Origin of the sequence: Streptomyces sp. AC555_RSS877 (assembly GCF_019049245.1) — a bacterium.
Classification (GTDB): Bacteria; Actinomycetota; Actinomycetes; order Streptomycetales; family Streptomycetaceae; genus Streptomyces.
In genome coordinates, this window is record NZ_JAGMUK010000054.1 from 301,693 (window position 1) to 323,949 (window position 22,257).

A 22,257-nucleotide genomic window follows, 5' to 3' on the forward strand; every position below is an offset into this window, starting at 1 on the left:
GGAGGGATCGAGATGCGACCAACCAGGCGTCTGAGTACCGCGGTTGTCGGCGCGGCGCTGCTCCTCGGCTGCGTCTCCGGGCCCGCCGCCTCGCACCCCGAGGACGACGAACGGGTGCTCGTCTTCTCCAAGACGGCAGGTTTCCGGCACGACTCGATCCCGGACGGCGTGGCGGCGGTCCGACAGCTCGGGCAGGCCGAGGGCTTCAAGGTCGACGCGACGGAGGACGCCGGCGCGTTCACCGCGCGCAACCTGCGGCGGTACGACGCGGTCGTGTTCCTGTCCACGACCGGAGACGTCCTCGACGCCACCCAACAGGCGGCCTTCGAGGGCTACATCCGCCACGGCGGCGGCTACGTCGGCGTTCACGCCGCCGCCGACACCGAGTACGACTGGGAGTTCTACGGCGGCCTCGCCGGCGCCTACTTCCAGTCGCACCCGGCGATCCAGCCCGCGACCGTCACCGTCGAGGACCGTGCGCACCCGGCGACCTCGGACCTGGCGAAGACCTGGGGACGCACCGACGAGTGGTACAACTACCGCTCGAATCCCCGGGAGCGGGCCCACGTCCTCGCCTCGCTCGACGAGTCGTCGTACACCGGCGGCACCATGCACGGCGACCACCCGATCGCCTGGTGCCAGACCTACCAGGGCGGCCGTGCCTTCTACACGGGCGGCGGGCACACGAAGGAGTCGTACGCGGATCCGGTATTCCGTCGACACCTGGCCGGTGGAATCCTGTATGCAATAGGTGATGTGCAGGCGGACTGTCGACCGGAGACCGGATACCGTCCGCTCTTCGACGGCAGCTCGACGGCCGGCTGGAGTCAGGCCGGCCCGGGCTCCTTCGCCCTGGACGACGACGGCACGATCACCTCGTCGGGCGGGATGGGGATGCTCTGGTACGCCGACCGGGCCTTCGGGGCGTACTCGCTGAAGCTCGACTGGAAGATGGCCAGTGAGTCCGGCGACGACAACTCCGGGGTGTTCGTGGGCTTCCCGCCCTCGTCCGACCCGTGGTCGGCGGTGAACAACGGCTACGAGATCCAGATCGACGCCAGCGATGTGCCGGAGAAGACCACCGGCTCCGTCTACGGGTTCCGGTCCGCCGACGTGAAGAAGCGCGACCGCGCGCTGAACCCGCCGGGGGAGTGGAACACGTACGAGATCCGGGTGGAGGGCGAGCGTCTGCGCGTCTGGCTCAACGGCGTGAAGATCAACGACTTCACCAACACCGATCCGGCCCGCAGTCTCAGGGACGGCCACGTCGGCATCCAGAACCACGGAGCCGACGACCGGGTGTCCTTCCGCGACATCCGGATCAAGGAACTGCCCGCGAGGTCCGTGGCACCTACAGCTTCGCAGGGCGACTGAGCGGCGGCGGGCGGGGGACGCCGGACCCCCGCCCGCCGCCTCCCCCCACCGCGAGCTCCGTACGACCGCCGGCTGTGCGTACGGCTCAGGCCTTCGTACGACGGCTTCGCGCGACGGCTTCGCGTGACGGTTTCGCGCAACGGTTTCGCGCAACGGTTTCGCGCGACCTCGCGCGGCTTCATACGGCTCCATCCGGCTTCGTACGACGTGTTCGATCAAGGAGGCTGCCCATGTCCGCGTCCGTTTCCGCATCGCGCGTCGGTGTATGGCTGATCGGGGCGCGCGGCTCCGTCGCCACCACGGTCGTCGCCGGCTGCGCCGCAGTGAGCGCGGGCCTGCACCCACCGAGCGGCCTGGTCACCGAGACACCCGCGTTCGCCGACAGCGGCCTGCCGGCCCTGGGCGACCTCGTCTTCGGCGGTCACGACACACTCGACTGCCCCCTGCCCAAACGCGCGGAGGCGCTGGCGGCCGACGGTGTCCTGCCGTACGGCCTCCCTGCGGCGATCGAGGCAGAACTGAGTTCCGCGGACCGGGAGATCAGGCCCGGCGGACCCGTCCCGGACGACACCCGCAGCGAGGACGAGCTGATCACCGCCTTCACCGCGGACATCCGGGACTTCGTTCGGCGGCGCTCCCTGGACCGGGCAGTCGTGGTGAACGTCGCCTCCACGGAACCGGCGGCAACCTGCACCGACCTGCCTGCCAGCTCCCTCTATGCGGCGGCGGCCCTGCGCGCGGGCTGCCCGTACGTGAACTTCACCCCGTCGACCGGCCTGCATCATCCGGCGCTGGCGCCGCTCGCCGGGTCGTCGGGACTCCCGTACGCGGGCCGGGACGGCAAGACCGGCCAGACCCTGCTCCGCTCGGTGCTGGGCCCGATGTTCACGCAGCGGGCACTCACCGTGCGGGCCTGGTCCGGGACCAATCTGCTGGGCGGTGGCGACGGAGCCTCCCTCTCCGACCCGGCCGCCGCGGCGGCGAAGAACGCGGGCAAGGAGCGGGTCCTCGCCGAGACCCTCGGCACGGTCCCCGAGGGCGAGGTCCACATCGACGACGTTCCCGTACTCGGCGACTGGAAGACCGCCTGGGACCACATCGCCTTCGACGGCTTCCTCGGCGCCCGCATGATCCTCCAGACCACCTGGCAGGGCTGCGACTCCGCCCTGGCCGCGCCCCTGGTCCTCGACCTGGCCCGCCTGGTCGCCCGCGCCCACGAGCGGGGCCTGTCCGGCCCGCTGGCCGATCTCGGCTTCTACTTCAAGGACCCGTTGGGCACGGGGCCGTCGTCCCTGGGGGAGCAGTACGCGGCACTGGTGAAGTTCGGGCAGCGGCTGGCGGCCGGGGCGGTGCGATGAACGGCCCCGCGGCGAGAGCGGCCTGGGCCGAACTGCTCCGTCTCCCCGCCCTGTTCACCGTTCCGGGCGACGCCCTGGCCGGTGCGGCGGCAGCCGCCCCGCACCCGAACTCCCGCACCCTGCTCGCCGTCTGCTCCTCCCTTTGTCTGTACGAGGCCGGCATGGCCCTCAACGACTGGGCCGACCGGGACGAAGACGCCGCCGAGCGCCCGCACCGGCCCCTGCCCTCCGGTCGCGTCCGCCCCACCGCGGCGCTCGCGGCGGCCTGCGCCCTCACCGGCGCCGGCCTGTCCCTGGCCGCTCGCGCCGGCCGCCCCGCTCTTGCCGTCGCGACGACCTTGGCGGCGACCGTCTGGGCGTACGACCTCGCCCTGAAACGCACCCCCGCGGGCCCAGTGGCCATGGCGGCGGCGCGCGGCCTGGACCTGCTGCTCGGCGCCACGGCCACGGCCACGGCCACGACGAGCGCGCGGGCGTTCGGGCAGGTGGGGACGACGCCGGCCACGGGCACCGCGATCGGCATCCGCCGGGCCCTTCCGTCCGCCGCTCTCCTCAGCGCACACACCCTCACGGTCACGACCGTGTCGCGCCGGGAGACCCAAGGCGGCGCACCTCTGGTCCCGCTGGCGGCCCTGGCCGCCACCACCGCGCTGACCCGGCTTCTGACACGTCCGTCCAAACAGCCGGGCGTGCCCGGGCCCCCAGGCGAAGCCGCCCTGCGCACCGCGCTCGCCGTCGGCTACGCGACGACCGCCGCCCGCCCCTACTTCCACGCCGCTCTCAACCCGTCACCCCCGCTCACCCAACGAGCCGTCAGCGGCGGCATCCGCGCCACGATCCCCTTCCAGGCCGCCCTCTCCGCCCGCTCCGGCGCCCCCGTCAGCGCGCTGCTCACGGCCGCCCTGGCCCCGCTCGCCGGGAGGTTCGCGAGGAAGGTGAGCGTGACATGAGCCCCGATGCCCTCCGCCCGTCGACCGGCGGGGCCGGCACCCGAAGCGCCGGAGACACCCGGCCGCACAGCCTCGCAGCCATGCCCCACCCGCACAGTCCCGCCCTCACCCCCCACCCGTTCGACCCCTCAACCAGCTCGCCCTCCTCCACCCCCCGCCCTCTCCGTTTCGGCTACGGCACCAACGGTCTCGCCGACCTCCGCCTCGACGACGCCCTCGGCCTCCTCGCCGACCTCGGTTACGACGGCGTCGGGCTGACCCTCGACCACATGCACCTCGACCCGTTCGCCCCGGACCTGGCCGCCCGCACCCGCCGCCTCGCGCAACGGCTGGACGTGCTCGGGCTGTCGGTCACCGTGGAGACGGGCGCTCGCTATGTGCTCGACCCCCGGCGCAAACACGGCCCCTCCCTGCTGGACCCCGACCCGGACGACCGCGCCCGACGCGTCGGCCTGCTGATCCGCGCGGTCCAGGTGGCCGCCGACCTCGGTGCCCACGCCGTTCACTGCTTCAGCGGGATCACACCGGCGGGCACGGACGCGGACACGGCATGGAAACGTCTGGCCGAGACACTCGCCCCCGTACTGGACGCCGCCACCCGTGCCGGCATCCCCTTGGCGGTCGAACCCGAACCCGGTCACCTCCTCGCCACCCTCGCGGACTTCCACCGACTCCGCCGTACCCTCGGCGATCCGCAGCACCTCGGCCTGACCCTCGACATCGGCCACTGCCAGTGCCTGGAGCCCTGGTCTCCCGCCGAGTGCGTACGCGCCGCCGCCCCCTGGCTGCGGCACGTCCAGATCGAGGACATGCGCCGCGGCGTCCACGAACACCTCCCTCTCGGAGACGGGGAGATCGACTTCCCGGCGGTGCTCGCCGCCCTGTCCACGACCGGCTACCAGGGCCTGGCCGTCGTGGAGCTGCCCCGTCACTCCCACGCGGGCCCCCACTTCGCCGAACTTTCCCTCCCGTTCCTCCGTCACGCGGCGGCGCCCTCGCCACGGAGTACCTCATGACCCACACCGACGCCGACCCGGCGCCCCCGGCGGCAGGCATCCAGGGCGCCACCCTCGCCCACACCCCGCCGCCCGACCTGCACAGCCGCGCCGTCGCCGCCCTCGGCGGAGCCGCCCGCGCCTGGCTCGACCAGGCCCTCGACGAGGCCGCCGCACACCCCGGCAGGCACGGGCCCATCTCGGTGTGGGAGCTGCGCCTCGCCGAGGCGGGGCGCCGCTGCGGCTCCGCGTACGCCGACGCCGTCCGCGTCCTCATCCTGCACGCGGCCCGTGCCGACACGGACGCGCTCACCCGCGTCTACAGGCAGGGCACCGCCGCCGAACGCCGAGCCGTCCTGCACGCGCTGCCCCACCTGGTGACCGGTCCGAACGCCCTCCCGCTCGTCGAGGACGCTCTGCGCACCAACGACACCAGCCTCCTCGCCGCCGCGGTCGGCCCGTACGCCGCCCGGCACCTGCCTGCCCAGCACTGGCGCCACGCCGTCCTGAAGTGCCTCTTCACCGGTGTGCCCGTCGATGCGGTGGCCGACCTGGACCGCCGGGCGGACGGGGACCCGGAACTCGCCCGCATGCTCCGCGACTACGCCGCCGAACGCGCCGCTGCCGGCCGACCCGTCCCCGAGGACCTGTACCGCGTCCTGACCCTGACCGACCCCACGGCCGCCCCGCCCGCTGTGAAGGGCGGTCCGGGCGGCGACGGCGAGGAGTTCTGATGCGCATCTTCGACCCCCACATCCACATGACGTCCCGCACCACCGACGACTACGAGGCCATGCGCGCCGCCGGCGTCCGTGCCGTCGTCGAGCCGTCCTTCTGGCTCGGCCAGCCCCGCACCTCACCCGCCTCCTTCCTCGACTACTTCGACTCCCTCCTGGGCTGGGAGCCCTTCCGTGCCGCCCAGTACGGCATCGCCCACCACTGCACGCTCGCCCTCAACCCGAAGGAGGCCAACGACCCGCGCTGCGTGCCCGTCCTCGACGAACTGCCCCGGTATCTCGTCAAGGACCAGGTCGTGGCCGTCGGCGAGATCGGCTACGACTCGATGACCCCCGCCGAGGACAACGCCCTCGCCGCGCAGCTGCAGCTCGCCGCCGACCACCGTCTGCCCGCCCTCGTCCACACTCCGCACCGCGACAAGCTCGCCGGTCTGCGCCGCACCCTCGACGTCGTCCGGGAGTCGGCGCTGTCCCCGGACCGTGTCCTGGTCGACCACCTCAACGAGACGACCGTCGAAGAGGCCAAGGACAGCGGCTGTTGGCTGGGCTTCTCCGTCTATCCGGAGACCAAGATGGACGAGGACCGGATGGTCGCGATCCTCCACGCGTACGGGCCCGAGCGGGTGCTGGTGAACTCCGCCGCGGACTGGGGCCGCAGCGACCCCCTCAAGACGCGCAGGGTCGGCGACCTGATGCTGGCCGAGGGCTTCACCGAGGACGACGTCGACCGGGTGCTGTGGCGCAACCCCGTCGCCTTCTACGGCCTCAGCGGCCGTCTGAACCTAGAGGTCTCCGCGCCCGACGCCACCCACGAGGGCAACTCCGTACTGCGCGGCGGGGAGTGAGCGATGCGCTTCCGCCACCCCGACGGCTCCACCGTCCACCTCGCCTACTGCACCAACGTCCATCCCGCCGAAACCCTCGACGGTGTCCTCGCCCAGCTCCGGGACCACTGCGAGCCCGTCCGCCGGCGCCTCGGACGCGACCGGCTCGGCATCGGCCTGTGGCTCGCCAAGGACGCCGCCCGCGCCCTCGTCAGCGACCCGTGCTCCCTGCGCGCGCTGCGCACGGAACTCGACCGGCGCGGCCTCGAGGTCGTCACCCTCAACGGCTTCCCCTACGAGGGCTTCGGCGCCGAAGAGGTCAAGTACCGGGTGTACCGGCCGGACTGGGCCGACCCGGAACGCCTCGACCACACCACGGCCCTGGCCCGGGTCCTGGCCGGCCTCCTCCCCGACGACGTCACCGAGGGCAGCATCTCCACACTGCCGCTCGCCTGGCGCACCGCTCTGCCCTCCACCGACGGCTCGGCGACGGCGGACGGCACGTCCACGGCAGCGCGCGCCGAGACAGCCCGCACCGCCCTGCTCGCCCTCGCCGGACGACTGGACGCCCTGACGGAGTTGACCGGCCGCTCCATCAGCGTCGGCCTCGAACCCGAACCCGGCTGCGTCGTCGAGACCACCGCCGACGCCCTCGCCCCGCTCACCGCGATCGGACACGAGCGCATCGGCATCTGCGTCGACACCTGCCACCTCGCCACCTCCTTCGAAGACCCGCACACCGCCCTGGACGCGCTCACCGGGGCCGGTGTCCCCGTCGTCAAGTCCCAGCTCTCAGCCGCCCTGCACGCCGAACACCCCCATCTCCCCGAGGTCCGCGAGGCCCTGGCAGCCTTCGACGAACCCCGCTTCCTGCACCAGACCCGCACCTCCACCGCTGCCGGCCTCCGCGGCACCGACGACCTCGGCGAGGCCCTCAAGGGCGACACGCTGCCCGATTCGGCCCCCTGGCGTGCCCACTTCCACGTCCCGCTGCACGCGGCCCCCGCCGCGCCCCTGACCTCCACGCTCCCCGTCCTGAAGGCCGCCCTGACCCGGCTCGTGGGCGGACCGCACCCGCTCACCCGCCACCTGGAGGTCGAGACCTACACCTGGCAGGCGCTCCCGCCCGAGCTGCGGCCCCGCGGCCGTTCCCAGCTCGCCGACGGCATCGCCGCCGAACTCACCCTGGCCCGGGACCTGTTGACGGACCTCGGCCTGAAGGAGCTCCCATGAGCACCCACCGGACCACCCAGGGTCCGACCCCCCTCCTCGTCCTCGACGTCGTCGGCCTCACCCCCCGTCTCCTCGACCACATGCCCCACCTCAAGGCGCTCGCCCAATCCGGCTCCCGCGCGCCGCTCGGCACCGTCCTGCCCGCTGTCACCTGCGCCGCCCAGTCCACCTTCCTGACCGGCACCCACCCCGGCGAGCACGGCATCGTCGGCAACGGCTGGTACTTCCGCGAACTCGGCGAGGTACTCCTGTGGCGTCAGCACAACGGACTGGTCGCCGGAGACAAACTCTGGGACGCCGCCCGCCGCGCGCACCCCGGCTACACGGTCGCCAACATCTGCTGGTGGTACGCCATGGGCGCCGACACCGACATCACCGTCACCCCCCGTCCCGTCTACTACGCCGACGGCCGCAAGGAACCCGACTGCTACACGCGGCCCGCCGCCCTCCACGACGAACTCACTGGGAAACTCGGCACCTTCCCCCTCTTCCACTTCTGGGGACCCGGCGCGGACCTGGTCTCCAGCCGCTGGATCATCGACGCGACCCGCCACATCATCCGCACCCGCCACCCCGACCTGACACTCTGCTACCTCCCCCACCTCGACTACGACCTGCAGCGCTTCGGCCCCGACGACCCGCGCTCCCTGAAGGCCGCCGCCGACCTGGACGCGGCCATGGCCCCGCTTCTGGACGACGCCCGAGCCGAGGGCCGTACCGTCGTCGCCCTGTCCGAGTACGGCATCACCCGCGTGGACCGCCCCGTCGACATCAACCGCGCCCTGCGCCGCGCAGGGCTTTTGGAGGTGCACACCCAGGACGGCATGGAGTACCTCGACCCGATGGCCTCCCGCGCCTTCGCCGTCGCCGACCACCAGATCGCCCACGTGTACGTCCGCCGGCCCGAAGACCTCGACGCGACGCGGGCCGCCCTCGACGGCCTGCCCGGCATCGAGCAACTCCTGGACGACCAGGGCAAGAAGGCCCACCACCTCGACCATCCGCGCTCCGGCGAGTTCGTCGCCGTCGCGGAGCCGGACGCCTGGTTCACGTACTACTACTGGCTCGACGACGCCCGCGCGCCCGACTTCGCGCAGCTGGTCGAGATCCACCGCAAACCCGGCTACGACCCGGTCGAACTGTTCATGGACCCGCTCGACCCCTATGTGAAGGTGAAGGCGGCCACGGCACTGGCCCGCAAGAAGCTCGGCATGCGCTACCGCATGGCGGTCGTGCCGCTGGATCCCTCACCTATTCGCGGCAGCCACGGCCGCCTTCCCGCGAGCGACGACGACGGTCCGCTCCTCATCTGCTCCACCCCCCGCGCTGTCGGAGACCGCGTGGCGGCCACCGACGTGAAAGCACTGCTGCTCCACCTGTCCGGTCTGTCCTGACTGGTCACCAGTGAAGCACTCACCACTGACAACGCCCTCCCACCACGAGGAGTTCCAGATGAGCCGCACACCCCGCACCACCGCGACGAGCAAGGCGCACGACCCCGAACTCACCCACCGCCTCACCAGACGAGGCATGCTCGGCGTGGCCGCCGGAACCACCGCCGCCGCACTGCTCGGCGCCGCGGCGGCCCCCGCCACCGCCGCCACAACCGCCGCGACCGGTACCGCGACCTCCGCCGCCGGCCGGGGCCGCCCCGTCCTGCCGCCCGGGCGGCTCGGGATCCAGCTGTACAGCCTGCGCGACAAGGTCTCCACGCTGGGCTTCGCCCCCGTCTTCGCCGAGCTCGAGAAGTACGGCTACGACGAGGTCGAGTTCGCCGGCTACACCCAGGGCTCGGCCGGTCGGATCACGCTCGCCCAGCTCAAGCGGCTGGCCAGGAACCACGGCCTGAACCCGATCGGCAGCCACGTCGGCTACTACTCCAGCGACCCGAACGCCTACACCTTCGCCCAGAACCTCACCAAGGTCCTCGACGACGCCCAGGCCCTCGGCCTCAAGCACATCGGCACCGCCGCCGGCCCGTTCCGCTACGGCTCCACCGTGGACGCCTGGAAGCGCGCGGCCGAGGACTTCAACACCTACGGTGCGGCGGCCAGGGCGCGCGGCATGAAGTTCTACCAGCACAACCACTCCGAGGAGTTCTCCTTCGCCACCGACAACCCCAAGGTCCGGCTGTACGACGTGCTGCTCGCCGAGACCGACCCCGACCTGGTGTTCCTGGAGATGGACATCTTCTGGGCGTACTCGGGCCAGTTCCGCTTCTCGAAGCGGCCCGACGGCACGCCCGCGCCCTTCGAACCCCTCGACTACGTCCTCAAGCAGCCCCACCGCTACCCGCTCTTCCACGTCAAGGACGGTGAGAGCGACCCGGCGAACCAGTACGGCTACCGCATGACCGACGTCGGTGACGGCGACATCGACTACCAGCGGTTCATCTCCGCCGTGACCCGGCTGCGCGGCCAACGGCTCGCCCACCACTGGCAGGCCGAGCACGACAACCCGACCGAGTCCTTCACGTTCGCACGGCGTTCGAGCGCACATCTGCACTCGCTGCGCGAGAAGTGCTGACGGCGCTCGCACCCGCGTGAGGCGGCCCTCCCCGGTCCTGGGGAGGGCCGCCTCACGCGTGCCGCCTCATCCGTCGCTGCCGCGCCGTCCGGTGCGACGGGGCCGGCCGTCATGTCACGCCATCTCCTCACCGAGCGGGTGCGGGTTGGGAGCGATGTGCCGGGCCTGCGGCCTGCCCGGTGCCTTCAGGAAGAGCGCCAATACCGCGGAGGCCAGACCGATGCAGCCCGCTATGACGAACGCGCCCTCGTAGTCCCACACGTTGACCACGACCGCGCCCATCCCCGATCCCACGAGCCCCGAGATCAGCTTCGAGCTGTAGACCATGCCGTAGTTGGACGCGTTGTTGTTCTCCCCGAAGTAGTCCGCGGTCATCGCCGCGAACAGCGGGAAGATCGCGCCGCCGCCGAACCCGGAGACCATGGAGCAGAACAGGAAGAACGGCATGCTGCCCATCTGGCCCGAGATCAACACCCCGAACTGCGCGGTCCCCAGCACCAGACACACGATGATCAGCGTGTTGCGGCGCCCGAACTTGTCGGAGATCCAGCCGATGACCCCGCGCCCGGTGCCGTTGACGATGGCCTTCAGGGACATCGCCGTGGCCACGATCCCGCCCGCGAAGCCCATGTCCTTGCCGAACGGCACCTGGAAGGCGATACCGAAGATGTTGATGCCGGCCGTGCACAGCAGGCAGAACCACATCATCCACAGCACAGGGGTGCGGGCGGCCTCCTTGGGGGTGTACTGCTTGACCGCGGGCGGGTTCTTCTCCAGTGCCCGGCGGATCTTCGGGTCGTCGGTCTGCCGCAGCGGGTCGACGTTCGCGGGCCACCAGTTCTTCGGCGGGTCCTTGAAGAACCAGCCCGCGAACGCGACGACCGCGCAGCAGATGACACCCACCATCACCAGGACGACCTCGTAGTTGCTCAGGTCCATGTACGAGGTGAACAGGAAGACGAAGGGCACCGACCCGTAGGCGAAGCCGCCGTTGACCATGCCGGTCTTGCCGCCCTTGCGCTCCGGATACCATTTGCCGACCATGTTCACGCAGGTCGCGTAGACGAGGCCGGCGCCGATGCCGCTGAACATGCCGAAACCGATGTAGGCGACGATCACGTGCGGCGCGAACGCCAGCGAGATGTAGCCGCAGATCGTGCCGAACGCGCCGAGCATCATCGCGTACCGCGCGGGGAGCCGGCCGCTCTCCCGCAGCTGCCCGGCGGGGAAGGCGACGGCGGCCTGGAAGAACACCCAGACGCCCATCAGCCAGAAGATGTGCCCGTTGTCCCACAGGTGGGCCTCGTGCAGGGTGTCCTCGGCGGAGGTGAACGCGTACTCCGAGGAGCTGATCCCCATCATGCCGATCCACGGGAAGAGCACCATGGTCCATCGTGGCCGGCCCATGATGTCCCGGTCGGTCTCACCGATCCGGTACAGGCGGCCGTTGCGGTCCGTCACCTCCCTGTAGGGGACGGGTGTGGAGAAGTCGGTGGTTGTCATGTGTGTCGCACCCCTTGCGTCGAAAGCTCTGGCCAGCGCCCCCTGTCCAATGCCTTTCGTGTGCGCACGGGTCCCGGGGCCGGCCGACGCGCACCGTCGCCCGGCCCCCGCACCGGCTCACCTCATGAACCGCCCCCCAACAGTCCCGCCGCCCGCGCCCAGCGGTACTTCGCGCCGAGTACGGCCACCGGCTGCTCGGTCGTGTACGGGTACGCCACGACGCCGCGCTCGTAGAGGTACTGGCAGGCCTCCTCCACCTCGACGTCGCCCGCGAGGGACGCCACCACCGGCTTCTCGATGCCGCGCTCCCGGAACTCGGCCACCACGCGCGCGGTGAGCTCCGCGAAGACCATGGGGGGAGTGACGATGGTGTGCCAGTAGCCGAGGACCAGCGCGTGGACGCGCGGGTCCTCCAGACCCAGCCGGATCGTCGCCTCGTACGTCGACGGCGGCTCGCCCCCGGTGATGTCCACCGGGTTGCCCGCGGCCCCGAAGGGCGGGATGAACTTCCGGAAGGACGCGTCCAGGTCCGGCGGGATCTCCATCAGGGTCAGGCCGTTGTCGGTCACCGCGTCGGACAGCAGCACCCCGCTGCCGCCCGCCCCGGTGATGATCACGACGTTGTCTCCCTGAGGGGTGGGAAGGACCGGCAACGCGCGCGCGTACTCCAGCATGTCGTTCAGCCCGGGCGCCCGGATGACACCGGCCTGCCGCAGGATGTCGTCGTACACGGCGTCGTCGCCCGCCAGCGCCCCGGTGTGCGACCCGGCGGCCTTCGCACCGGCCGCGGTACGTCCCGCCTTCAGTACGACGACCGGCTTCTTCGGTACGGTCGACCGCGCGGCCTCGACGAAGGCGCGCCCGTCCTTGAGGTCCTCCAGGTGCATCGCGATGCACTCGGTGTGCGGGTCCTCGCCGAACCAGGTCAGCAGGTCGTCCTCGTCCAGGTCCGACTTGTTGCCGAGGCCGACGATCGCCGACACGCCCGTCTTGGTGGTCCGGGCGAAGCCCAGGATGGCCATCCCGATGCCACCGGACTGCGAGGTCAGCGCCACCCCGCCTTTGACGTCGTACGGGGTGCAGAACGTGGCGCACAGGTCCTGCCACGTCGAGTAGTAGCCGTAGATGTTCGGCCCGAGCAGCCGGACACCGTGCCGTTCGCCGATCGCCACGATCTCGTCCTGGAGGTCGTGCTCGCCGGTCTCCGCGAAGCCGGAGGGAATCAGCACGGCGTTCGGGATCTTCTTGCGTCCCACCTCCTCCAGGGCCGAGGCCACGAACTTGGCGGGGATCGCGAAGACCGCCACATCCACCTCACCGGGAACGTCGGTGACACTCTTGTACGCCTTGCGGCCGAGAATGTCATCGGCCCTGGGGTTCACCGGATGGATCTCCCCGGTGAAGCCGCCGTCGATGAGGTTGCGCATCACCGAGTTGCCGATCTTGCCCTGCTCGTTGGAGGCACCGATCACCGCGACGGACGAGGGCTGCATCAGCCGGCGCATCGACGTGAGGATCTCCTCGCGCGTGTACGTCGGCCGGGGCTTGGGCATCGACTCGGCGAGGATGACCCTGATGTCGGCCGCGACCGCGCTCTCCGGCGTGGCGATCACCGGGTTGAGGTCCACCTCGGCGATCTCCGGGAAGTCCGACACCAGTTGGGACACCCGGCGGATCTGCTCGGCGATCGCCCACCGGTCCACGGCGGGCGCCCCGCGCACCCCGCGCAGGATCTCCGCCGCACGGATCGAGTCCAGCATGGACAGCGCCTCGTCGGCGTCCAGTGGGGCGAGCCGGAACGTGACGTCCTTGAGGACCTCGACGAGCACCCCGCCGAGCCCGAAGGCCACCACCTTCCCGAAGGTCGGGTCGGTCACCGCGCCGACGATGACCTCCTGACCCTTGGGCAGCAGTTCCTGGACCTGTACGCCCTCGATGCGGGCGTCCGCGCTGTACGCGCGCGCGTTGTCGACGATCGTGTGGAACGCGGCGCGTACGTCGGCCGAGCCCTCGACGCCCACGATCACACCGCCGGCGTCGGTCTTGTGCAGGATGTCGGGTGAGACGATCTTCATCACCACGGGCCCGCCGAAGCGCGCCGCGTACGCCACCGCCTCCTCGACGTCCCGCGCCACCTCCTCACCCGGTACGGCGATCCCGTACGCGTCGGCGATCACCTTGCCCTCGGGTGCGGTCAGCGCCGTCCGGCCCTCGGCCCGCACGGAGTCGAGAAGCGTGCGCACCCTCAGGTGGCGGTCTTCGGCCATCACGTCAGATCACTCCGTTCGACTTGAGCAGGCGCAGCTCCTCGTCGCCGAGACCGAGCTCGCCGACGTAGACCTGTTCGTTGTGCTCGCCCAGCAGCGGTGAACTGCTCACCTCGACGGGGGAGTCGGAGAGCTTCAGCGGGCTGCCCACGGTCACGAACTCGCCCCGCTCGGGGTGCGGCACGGTGACGACCATCTCGTTGGCGACCAGCGACCGGTCCTCGATGATCTCCTTGGTGGAGAGGATCGGCCCGCACGGGATGTTGTGCGCGTTGAGCTTCTCCAGCACCTCCCACTTGGGGAGCGTGGCGGACCACTCCTCGATCAGCTGGAACATCTTGCCCAGCTTGGGCAGCCGGGCCTCGGGCGTCGCCCACTCGGGGTCGCCGGCCAGCTCGGGCCGGCCGATGAGCTCGCTGAGCGGCTGCCAGCCGACGGGCTGCACGATGACGTACACGTAGTCGTTCGGCCCACCCGGCGCGCACTTGACGGCCCACCCGGGCTGGCCGCCGCCGGAGGCGTTCCCGGACCGGGGAACCTCGTCGCCGAAGTCGTCGTTGGGATATTCAGCGAGCGGGCCGTGTGCCAGGCGCTGCTGGTCGCGCAGCTTCACCCGGCAGAGGTTGAGCACGGCGTGCTGCATGGCCACATTGACCCGCTGGCCGCGCCCGGTGTTCTCCCGCTGGTACAGCGCCGCGAGAATCCCCGCCACGGCGTGGACGCCCGTGCCCGAGTCCCCGATCTGGGCCCCCGTCGCCAGCGGCGGCCCCTCCTCGAACCCGGTGGTCGACATCGACCCGCCCATGGCCTGAGCGACGACCTCGTACGCCTTGAAGTTGGTGTACGGGCCGTCCCCGAACCCCTTGATGGAGGCATAGACGATCCGCGGATTGATCTCCTGGATGCGGTCCCAGGTGAAGCCCATGCGGTCGACCGCGCCCGGTCCGAAGTTCTCGACCATGACGTCGGAGCGCCGGATCAGCTCGGTGAGGATCTCCTTGCCGCGCTCGGTCTTGGTGTTGAGTGTGATGCTCCGCTTGTTGCAGTTGAGCATCGTGAAATAGAGGGAGTCGACGTCCGGGAGGTCGCGCAACTGCTTGCGCGTGATGTCACCGGTCGGCGCCTCCAGCTTGACGACGTCCGCGCCGAGCCAGGCGAGGAGTTGGGTCGCGGAGGGTCCGGACTGGACGTGCGTCATGTCCAGGACGCGGATGCCTTCAAGTGCCTTGGTGGTCACCTGGGTCACCTCACTTGTACATGGTCTGGTTCATGGTTCCGGGGGCGTACGCGTCCGGGTCGACCCAGACGTTGATGAGCGACGGCTTGCCCGACTCGCGGGCGCGCCGGAGCGCGGGGGCGATGTCGGCGGGGTCGCGGACCTCCTCGCCGTAACCGCCCAGCATCTGGGCGAACTTGTCGTAGTGGACGTCGCCGAGGGTGTTGCCGACCCGCTCGCGCTCCAGGCCGTACTTGGCGGCCTGGCCGTAACGGATCTGGTTCATCGAGGAGTTGTTGCCGACGATGCCGACGAAGGGGAGGTCGTAGCGGACGAGGGTTTCGAAGTCCCAGCCGGTGAGGGAGAACGCCCCGTCGCCGAAGAGGGCTACCACCTCCTTGTCGGGCCGTGCCTGCTTGGCCGCGAGCACGAAGGGGACGCCGACGCCGAGGGTGCCGAGCGGACCCGGGTCCATCCAGTGGCCGGGTGACTTGGGCTGCACGACCTGCCCGGAGAAGGTGACGATGTCGCCGCCGTCGCCGATGTAGATCGAGTCCTCGGTGAGGAAGTCGTTGATCTCGCTGACCAGCCGGTACGGATGGATCGGTGAGGCGTTGGACTTCAGGCTCGGCAGCCGCTTCTCCAGGGCGGTCTGTTCGGCCGCGCGCAGCTCGTCGAGCCACTCCTTGCGCCTGGACGCGCCTCCGTTGACGCGTCCGGAGGCCGCCTCGGTCACCGACTTCAGCACCAGCCCGGCATCCCCGACGATCCCGAGGTCGATGTCGCGGTTCTTGCCGACGGTCCGGTAGTCGAGGTCGATCTGCACGACGGTCGCGTCCGGCGACAGCCGCTTGCCGTAGCCCATGCGGAAGTCGAAGGGCGTGCCGACGATGACGATGACGTCGGCGTGGGAGAAGGCGTACCGGCGCGACAGCTGGAAGTGGTGCGGGTCGCCGGGCGGGAGGGTGCCGCGGCCGGCGCCGTTCATGTACGCCGGGATGTTCAGTGTCCGGACGAGGTCGATGGCGGCCTCGGTGCCCCGGGTCGTCCACACCTGGCTGCCGAGCAGGATGGCCGGCTTCTCGGCGTGGACGAGCAGGTCGGCGAGCTTCTCGATCGCCTCCGGGTCGCCGGCCGAGCGTGTCGAGGCGCGGTAGGCACCGGGCTGAGGTACGCGCGCCTTGGCCACCGGCACCTTGGCGTCCAGGACGTCGCGTGGGATCTCCAGGAAGGAGGGGCCGGGGGCGCCGTGGTAGCACTCGCGGAACGCCATCGAGACCATGTCCGCCGCGCGTGCCGTGTCCGGCACGGCCGCCGCGAACTTGGTGATCGGCGTCATCATGTCGACGTGCGGCAGGTCCTGCAGGGATCCCATCTTGTGCTGGGTGAGCGCCCCCTGGCCGCCGATCAGCAGCATCGGGGACTCCGCGCGGAAGGCGTTGGCGACGCCGGTGACGGCGTCGGTCGTACCGGGGCCCGCGGTGACGACCGCGCAGCCGGGCTTGCCGGTGATGCGGGCGTAGCCGTCGGCGGCGTGGGCGGCTACCTGCTCGTGCCGGACGTCGACGACCTCTATGCCCTCGTCGACGCAGCCGTCGTAGATGTCGATGATGTGGCCGCCGCACAGGGTGTAGATGCGGTCGACCCCCTCGGCCTTCAGCGCCTTGGCAACGAGATGACCACCGGAAATCACGTCCTGGGTGTCGTCGGGCATGGCGAAGTCCTGTCCCTTCGTAGGGGGTTGGAACGCTCTCGCAGTACATTGCATACAGTCGACGAATACTGTATGAAGCTTGTTATCCCGCATCCGGTGGGTGGTGTCCAGGGGGCGTGCGGCACTTTCAGGCAGGAGCCGGAATGGACCTGTACGAGTACCAGGCAAGGGAACTCTTCGAGGAACACGGCATCTTGGTGCCGAGGGCGGAGGTCACCGACTCACCCAAGGAGGCGCGCGAGATCGCCCGCAGGCTGGGCGGTCGCGTCGTGGTGAAGGCCCAGGTGAAGACCGGTGGCCGGGGCAAGGCGGGCGGGGTCAAGCTCGCCGCCGATCCCGCCGCCGCAGAGCTGACCGCCCGTCAGGTTCTGGGCATGGACATCAAGGGCCACACGGTCGGCAAGGTGATGCTGGCCCAGCCCGTGGACATCGAGACCGAGTTCTACGTCTCCTGCGTCCTCGACCGGGCCGCCGGCCGCTTCCTCGCGATCGCCTCCGCCGAGGGCGGCATGGAGATCGAGGAGGTCGCCGCCAGTCGGCCGGAGGCGGTCGCCCGTATACACATCGACCCGGCCGAGGGAGTCACCTCGGCGAAGGCGGCCGAGATCGCGGAGGCCGCCGCACTGCCACCGCAGACCGTCGACGTCCTCGTGCGCCTGTGGGAGGTCCTGGTCCGCGAGGACGCCGTCCTCGTCGAGGTCAACCCGCTCGTCCGCACCGGGCAGGGGCAGCTCCTCGCCCTGGACGGCAAGGTCACCCTCGACGACAACGCCCGCTTCCGGCAGGCCCGTTGGGGCGCCGAAGGCGCGGTGCACGACGACCCGCTGGAGGCGGCGGCCGCCGCCAAGGGCCTCAACTACGTCAAGCTCGACGGCGAGGTCGGCATCATCGGCAACGGCGCCGGCCTCGTCATGTCGACCCTCGACGTGGTCGCCGGCTGCGGCGCCCGCCCCGCCAACTTCCTCGACATCGGCGGCGGGGCGTCGGCGCAGATCATGGCCGACGGACTGTCGGTCATCCTCTCCGACCCGGCCGTGAAATCCGTCCTCGTCAACGTCTTCGGCGGGATCACCGCCTGCGACGCGGTCGCCGACGGCATCGTGCGCGCCCTGGACACCGTCCAGCTGACCAAGCCGCTCGTGGTCCGCCTCGACGGCAACAACGCGGCGCGCGGCCGCGCCATCCTCGACGAGCGCGCGCACCCGCTGGTCCAGCAGGCCACGACCATGGACGGCGCCGCGCGCCGCGCAGCCCAACTCGCCACCACAGCCTGAGGAGACGGGACATGGCGATCCATCTCACCAAGGAAAGCAAGGTCCTCGTCCAGGGCATGACCGGCGGCGAGGGCATGAAGCACACCCGTCGGATGCTCGCGGCCGGCACGAACGTCGTCGGCGGTGTCAACCCGCGCAAGGCGGGCCGCACCGTGGACTTCGACGACCGTGCGGTCCCCGTCTTCGGGTCGGTCGCCGACGGTATACAGGCGACCGGAGCCGATGTCACCGTCGTCTTCGTACCCCCCGCCTTCGCCAAGGCGGCCGTCGTCGAGGCCGCCGACGCCGGCATCGGCCTCGCCGTCGTCATCACCGAGGGCATCCCGGTCCACGACTCCGTCGCCTTCACCGCCTACGCCAAGACCATGGGCACCCGCGTCATCGGCCCGAACTGCCCGGGGCTGATCACCCCCGGCCAGTCCAACGCGGGCATCATCCCCGCCGACATCACCAAGCCGGGCCGGATCGGCCTGGTCTCCAAGTCGGGCACGCTCACCTACCAACTCATGTACGAGCTCCGCGACATCGGCTTCTCGACCTGCGTCGGCATCGGCGGCGACCCCGTCGTCGGCACCACCCACATCGACTGCCTCGCCGCCTTTCAGGACGACCCCGACACCGAGACCATCGTCCTCATCGGGGAGATCGGCGGTGACGCCGAGGAGCGCGCGGCCGCCTACATTCGCGAGCACGTCACCAAGCCCGTCGTCGGCTACATCGCCGGCTTCACCGCACCCGAGGGCAAGACGATGGGCCACGCGGGCGCGATCGTGTCCGGTTCCTCCGGCACCGCCCAGGCCAAGAAGGCGGCGCTCGAGGCGGTCGGCGTCAAGGTCGGCGGCACGCCCACCGAGACGGCCCGTCTGGTCCTGGCCCAACTGGAGGCGTGACACCACTCATAGGTGACGCGAGGTCACTTACCGAAGTCGCAGCACCTCGCCGGCGTCCTTCGCAGCCATGCACGAACCCGCCCCCGACTGTGCACCGAGAGCGGAGAACCCCCGATGGCAACCACCCTCACCCTCAAATCAGGCACGTCCTGGACCGACGCCTGGCAACGCTGCCTCGCCGTCGCCCCCGAGGCGTTCCGCGACGACCGCGCCCTCAACCTCTGGGACCGCGCCTGGCGGGCCGGCGGCCGGGCACTGCCCGCCACCAGTCCCGTCGACGGCAGTCCGATCGCCGGCCCGCCCCGCCTGGACCGGGCCACCGCCCACCAGGCCGTACGCGCCTCGCTCGACCAGCACCGCGCCTGGCGGCACGTCCCCCTCGACGAACGCCGGGCCCGCGTGGCCGCCACCCTCGACGCCCTCACCCAGCACCGTGAACTGCTCGCCCTGCTGCTCGTCTGGGAGATCGGCAAGCCCTGGCGGCTCGCACAGGCGGACGTCGACCGGGCCATCGACGGCGTGCGCTGGTACGTCGACGGCATCGAGCCGATGCTGGCCGGCCGGGCCCCGCTGGACGGCCCGGTGTCGAACGTCGCGAGCTGGAACTACCCGATGAGCGTGCTCGTTCACGCGGTGCTGGTACAGGCCCTGGCAGGCAACGCGGTCATCGCCAAGACCCCGACCGACGGCGGTGTCGCCTGTCTGACGCTGGCCTCGGCGCTGGCCGCCCGCGAGGGAATTCCCGTCACCCTCGTCAGCGGCAGCGGAGGTGAGCTGTCCGAGGCGCTGGTGCGGGCGCCCGAGATCGGCTGCGTCTCCTTCGTCGGCGGCCGTGACACCGGCGCCGCGGTGGCCACGGCCGTCGCCGACCTGGGCAAACGACACATCCTCGAACAGGAGGGACTCAACACCTGGGGCATCTGGAACTGCACGGACTGGGACGCGCTCACGGCAGTCGTGCCGAAACTCTTCGACTACGGCAAACAGCGCTGCACGGCGTACCCGCGCTTCGTCGTCCAGCGAGAGCTGTTCGACGAGTTCCTGGCGGCGTACCTCCCGGCGGTCCGTACGCTGCGGGTCGGCCACCCGCTGGCGGTCGAGCACGCCGGCGACCCGTACCCGCAACTGGACTTCGGGCCCGTCATCAACGCGGCCAAGGCGAAGGAGCTGCACGACCAGGTCACCGAAGCCGTGAACCGCGGGGCCGTCCCACTGCACCGCGGCAAGCCGGCGGACGCACGGTTCCTGCCCGGCCAGGACACCTCGGCGTACGTCCAGCCGGTCACGCTCCTGAACCCGCCACCGTCCTCCCCGCTGCACCACGCGGAACCGTTCGGACCGGTCGACACCATCGTCCTGGTCGACACCGAGGCGGAGCTGCTGGCCGCGATGAACGCGTCCAACGGCGCACTGGTGGCCACCCTGTCCACCGACGACCGGGCGACCTTCGACCGACTCGCCCCGCAGATCAGGGCGTTCAAGGTCGGGCACGGCACGCCGCGTTCCCGCGGCGACCGCGACGAGCTGTTCGGCGGGTTCGGCGCGTCCTGGCGGGGCGCCTTCGTCGGCGGCGAGCTGCTGGTGCGTGCGGTGACGCGGGGCCCGGAGGGGGAGCGGCTGCCAGGCAACTTCCCGGAGTATCAGCTCACGCCGTGAAGCCCGGTCGGCCGACACCGGCACCGACGTGACGAGGCACGCTCGCAGCGTCCCGTCAGTGGCCGGCTCAACCGGTGACCGGTGGCCGGGTGGTGTCCGCTTCCCGCGGATACCACCCGGCCGGCACCTCGTCGGCCGACGACTGTGCCACACCCTCGGAACAGGGACGGGAGTCTCAGCCGATGCCCTGACGGTCCGGCTGGAGGGCGAAGGCCCGGTCCGCGCCCTCCGGGACACCGCGCTCGACTGCCTGCACGAGCAGTGCCCGGTGGCGCAGCAGCGGCGCCCGCCGTTCCTCGGAGACCAGCAGCGCCAGGTCGTCGAGTCCGGCCAGCAGACGCCGCGTGACCTGGGGAGTACCGACCGCGCAGCCCCTGATCTCGGTGAACCCCAGATCCACCAGATCGGTCCAACCGGGCACGGGCTGCACGAGCCGGACCGCGCCCCGCCGGTCCCGGTGCAGGGAGGCGTCCAGCGGCCGCCGGGCCAGGGCGGCCAGGAACTGCACGATGCGGTCCAGTGCCTGTACGGCCGTCGTCGGGTCGTTGACCGCCGGGGACAGGGCCCTGAGCGCGATGTCGGACAGCTGGCGCATCCCGAACCCGAGGTCCTGGTGGAAGGTGCGTTCGACTCCGACGGAGACGGCGTAGCGCAGTGCGCGGCGCGGCGGCGCCTTGCCGCCGTGCACGGCCAGGACGGGCGTTCCGGGTACGACGAAGTCGCCGGTCCGCGGAATCAGCCGCAGCACGACGTCGTGCTGCCGCGCCACCCGCACCAGCCGGGCGATGTTCACGTCCCGCAGCACCCCGGCCCGCCCCTCGTGGGCGATGCGCGCCGTCTCGGACCCGAGCGCGCCCTGGTGGGCGGAAGCCTCGACCGGCATCAGGGCGACCACCCGGAACGACTCCCCGACGATCCGGTCGATCACCTGGCCGATCCGCATCAGCCGCAGTGTCGTGTTCACGTACATCACGAACAGCAGCAGGCTCAGTCCGACCATCGCGATCGTGAGGAGCGACTGGACGACGGGGACGGAGGAGACCAGGCGGGGGTCGGGTTCGCTTTCGTACGAGGTCAGGACGAGCAGGGTCAGCAGGAAGGTCGAGAGGAAGACGGCGAACGTCGCCTTGGTGATCCGGCTCCGTACGAAGATCCGCACCACCCGCGGGCTGAACTGCCCGCTCGCCATCTGCACCGCGACCAGGGAGATGCTGAAGACCACACCGATGAAGGTCATCATCGCCGAGCTCACCGTGGTGACGACGATCTTCGCGTCCCCCGCGAACTTCAGCAGCTCTTCCAGCGTGTCGTACTCACCCTCGTCCTGAAGGGTTTCGACGATCCTGGTGTCGATCTCCGCCGCCACCGCCCATACGAGGACGACACACAGCATGGCCGCGGCGGGCGCGAACCAGAACGTGTCCCGCAGATGCTCCCTGAGCGGCGACAGCGCCCGCGGTCTGCGTCCGGCGGACGGGCCGTGCGTAACCATCCAGTCGCTCATGGTGAGACCTTAGATTCCCGGGTCCGGTCGGCCCGGGAGCGGCGCTCGGACGACGGATATGCAGGTGAAAGGCACTCCGAAAGCTTGGTATTGTTGTCCATGTCGCCGCGGGGAACACCCTCGCCTGGCGGCAGACACCTCGTCCGGGTGGCGGAATGGCAGACGCGCTAGCTTGAGGTGCTAGTGCCCTTTATCGGGCGTGGGGGTTCAAGTCCCCCCTCGGACACCAACGAAGA

The 22,257-nt window shown here is 70.9% G+C and carries 17 protein-coding genes and 1 tRNA gene; 13 read left to right on the forward strand and 5 right to left on the reverse strand.

The window, feature by feature from the left end; all coding sequences use genetic code 11:
• Positions 1-12: 12 nt before the first annotated feature.
• From KUM49_RS24920 to KUM49_RS24960, 9 genes are all read left to right on the forward strand, one after another.
• On the forward strand, positions 13-1,374 hold the full coding sequence (locus KUM49_RS24920; protein WP_217239156.1) for a ThuA domain-containing protein: 1,362 nt from the start codon (positions 13-15) through the stop codon (positions 1,372-1,374).
• Positions 1,375-1,604: 230 nt separating this feature from the next.
• Positions 1,605-2,732: an inositol-3-phosphate synthase gene (locus KUM49_RS24925; protein ID WP_217239157.1), complete on the forward strand. Its 1,128-nt coding sequence runs from the start codon at positions 1,605-1,607 to the stop codon at positions 2,730-2,732.
• A complete protein-coding gene (locus KUM49_RS24930; RefSeq protein WP_217239158.1) occupies positions 2,729-3,682 on the forward strand; it encodes an SCO3242 family prenyltransferase in 954 nt (317 codons plus the stop codon). The genes KUM49_RS24925 and KUM49_RS24930 overlap by 4 nt, the downstream gene beginning before the upstream one ends.
• Before the next feature lie 80 nt (positions 3,683-3,762).
• Positions 3,763-4,698 (forward strand): sugar phosphate isomerase/epimerase family protein, encoded by a 936-nt coding sequence (locus tag KUM49_RS24935; protein ID WP_217239240.1) that lies wholly within the window; start codon positions 3,763-3,765, stop codon positions 4,696-4,698.
• Entirely contained in the window at positions 4,695-5,411 is a 717-nt protein-coding gene (locus KUM49_RS24940) for an EboA domain-containing protein (protein WP_217239159.1), read from the forward strand. Before KUM49_RS24935 ends, KUM49_RS24940 begins: the two co-directional genes overlap by 4 nt.
• Positions 5,411-6,259, forward strand: coding sequence for a TatD family hydrolase (locus KUM49_RS24945; protein WP_217239160.1), 849 nt, complete (start codon positions 5,411-5,413; stop codon positions 6,257-6,259). The genes KUM49_RS24940 and KUM49_RS24945 overlap by 1 nt, the downstream gene beginning before the upstream one ends.
• A gap of 3 nt (positions 6,260-6,262) precedes the next feature.
• The gene (eboE, locus tag KUM49_RS24950; RefSeq protein WP_217239161.1) at positions 6,263-7,471 is read left to right on the forward strand and encodes a metabolite traffic protein EboE; all 1,209 of its coding nucleotides are present in this window, start codon (positions 6,263-6,265) and stop codon (positions 7,469-7,471) included.
• Positions 7,468-8,865: a nucleotide pyrophosphatase/phosphodiesterase family protein gene (locus KUM49_RS24955; protein WP_217239162.1), complete on the forward strand. Its 1,398-nt coding sequence runs from the start codon at positions 7,468-7,470 to the stop codon at positions 8,863-8,865. The genes eboE and KUM49_RS24955 overlap by 4 nt, the downstream gene beginning before the upstream one ends.
• Before the next feature lie 58 nt (positions 8,866-8,923).
• Positions 8,924-9,997: a sugar phosphate isomerase/epimerase gene (locus tag KUM49_RS24960; RefSeq protein WP_217239163.1), complete on the forward strand. Its 1,074-nt coding sequence runs from the start codon at positions 8,924-8,926 to the stop codon at positions 9,995-9,997.
• Between the two features lie 114 nt (positions 9,998-10,111).
• On the opposite strand, the gene KUM49_RS24965 is transcribed toward KUM49_RS24960, so the two are convergent.
• From KUM49_RS24965 to KUM49_RS24980, 4 genes are all read right to left on the reverse strand, one after another.
• On the reverse strand, positions 10,112-11,500 hold the full coding sequence (locus KUM49_RS24965; protein WP_217239164.1) for an OFA family MFS transporter: 1,389 nt from the start codon (positions 11,498-11,500) through the stop codon (positions 10,112-10,114).
• A 122-nt stretch (positions 11,501-11,622) separates the two neighbouring features.
• Entirely contained in the window at positions 11,623-13,767 is a 2,145-nt protein-coding gene (locus KUM49_RS24970; RefSeq protein ID WP_217239165.1) for an acetate--CoA ligase family protein, read from the reverse strand.
• A gap of 4 nt (positions 13,768-13,771) precedes the next feature.
• Positions 13,772-15,013, reverse strand: coding sequence for a formyl-CoA transferase (gene frc, locus KUM49_RS24975; RefSeq protein ID WP_217239166.1), 1,242 nt, complete (start codon positions 15,011-15,013; stop codon positions 13,772-13,774).
• A gap of 1 nt (position 15,014) precedes the next feature.
• Positions 15,015-16,697: a thiamine pyrophosphate-binding protein gene (locus KUM49_RS24980; protein WP_217239167.1), complete on the reverse strand. Its 1,683-nt coding sequence runs from the start codon at positions 16,695-16,697 to the stop codon at positions 15,015-15,017.
• A 143-nt stretch (positions 16,698-16,840) separates the two neighbouring features.
• On the opposite strand from KUM49_RS24980, the gene sucC reads away from it, so the two are divergent.
• The 3 genes from sucC (at position 16,841) to KUM49_RS24995 (ending at position 20,517) form a co-directional block, all read left to right on the forward strand.
• The gene (gene sucC / locus KUM49_RS24985) at positions 16,841-17,971 is read left to right on the forward strand and encodes an ADP-forming succinate--CoA ligase subunit beta (RefSeq protein WP_217239168.1); all 1,131 of its coding nucleotides are present in this window, start codon (positions 16,841-16,843) and stop codon (positions 17,969-17,971) included.
• 11 nt (positions 17,972-17,982) lie between these two features.
• Positions 17,983-18,861 (forward strand): succinate--CoA ligase subunit alpha, encoded by an 879-nt coding sequence (gene sucD, locus KUM49_RS24990; protein WP_217239169.1) that lies wholly within the window; start codon positions 17,983-17,985, stop codon positions 18,859-18,861.
• Positions 18,862-18,975: 114 nt separating this feature from the next.
• On the forward strand, positions 18,976-20,517 hold the full coding sequence (locus KUM49_RS24995; protein WP_217239170.1) for an aldehyde dehydrogenase family protein: 1,542 nt from the start codon (positions 18,976-18,978) through the stop codon (positions 20,515-20,517).
• 175 nt (positions 20,518-20,692) lie between these two features.
• Here the strand turns inward: KUM49_RS24995 and KUM49_RS25000 are convergent, their stop codons facing one another.
• Entirely contained in the window at positions 20,693-22,021 is a 1,329-nt protein-coding gene (locus tag KUM49_RS25000; protein WP_217239171.1) for a DUF2254 domain-containing protein, read from the reverse strand.
• A gap of 141 nt (positions 22,022-22,162) precedes the next feature.
• Between KUM49_RS25000 and KUM49_RS25005 the strand changes: the two genes are divergently transcribed.
• A tRNA-Leu gene (locus KUM49_RS25005) sits at positions 22,163-22,250 on the forward strand.
• Positions 22,251-22,257: the final 7 nt, after the last annotated feature.

Excerpts from the sequence above, each read along its gene's own strand:
- KUM49_RS24925 (WP_217239157.1), top strand. The coding sequence starts at position 1,605 with ATGTCCGCGTCCGTTTCCGCATCGCGCGTCGGTGTATGGCTGATCGGG.
- KUM49_RS24960 (WP_217239163.1), top strand. The coding sequence starts at position 8,924 with ATGAGCCGCACACCCCGCACCACCGCGACGAGCAAGGCGCACGACCCC.
- KUM49_RS24945 (WP_217239160.1), top strand. The coding sequence starts at position 5,411 with ATGCGCATCTTCGACCCCCACATCCACATGACGTCCCGCACCACCGAC.
- sucC (WP_217239168.1), top strand. The coding sequence starts at position 16,841 with ATGGACCTGTACGAGTACCAGGCAAGGGAACTCTTCGAGGAACACGGC.
- KUM49_RS24920 (WP_217239156.1), top strand. The coding sequence starts at position 13 with ATGCGACCAACCAGGCGTCTGAGTACCGCGGTTGTCGGCGCGGCGCTG.
- KUM49_RS24935 (WP_217239240.1), top strand. The coding sequence starts at position 3,763 with ATGCCCCACCCGCACAGTCCCGCCCTCACCCCCCACCCGTTCGACCCC.
- KUM49_RS24965 (WP_217239164.1), bottom strand. The coding sequence starts at position 11,500 with ATGACAACCACCGACTTCTCCACACCCGTCCCCTACAGGGAGGTGACG.
- KUM49_RS25000 (WP_217239171.1), bottom strand. The coding sequence starts at position 22,021 with ATGAGCGACTGGATGGTTACGCACGGCCCGTCCGCCGGACGCAGACCG.
- eboE (WP_217239161.1), top strand. The coding sequence starts at position 6,263 with ATGCGCTTCCGCCACCCCGACGGCTCCACCGTCCACCTCGCCTACTGC.
- KUM49_RS24955 (WP_217239162.1), top strand. The coding sequence starts at position 7,468 with ATGAGCACCCACCGGACCACCCAGGGTCCGACCCCCCTCCTCGTCCTC.
- KUM49_RS24995 (WP_217239170.1), top strand. The coding sequence starts at position 18,976 with ATGGCAACCACCCTCACCCTCAAATCAGGCACGTCCTGGACCGACGCC.
- KUM49_RS24970 (WP_217239165.1), bottom strand. The coding sequence starts at position 13,767 with ATGGCCGAAGACCGCCACCTGAGGGTGCGCACGCTTCTCGACTCCGTG.
- KUM49_RS24930 (WP_217239158.1), top strand. The coding sequence starts at position 2,729 with ATGAACGGCCCCGCGGCGAGAGCGGCCTGGGCCGAACTGCTCCGTCTC.
- KUM49_RS24940 (WP_217239159.1), top strand. The coding sequence starts at position 4,695 with ATGACCCACACCGACGCCGACCCGGCGCCCCCGGCGGCAGGCATCCAG.
- KUM49_RS24980 (WP_217239167.1), bottom strand. The coding sequence starts at position 16,697 with ATGCCCGACGACACCCAGGACGTGATTTCCGGTGGTCATCTCGTTGCC.
- sucD (WP_217239169.1), top strand. The coding sequence starts at position 17,983 with ATGGCGATCCATCTCACCAAGGAAAGCAAGGTCCTCGTCCAGGGCATG.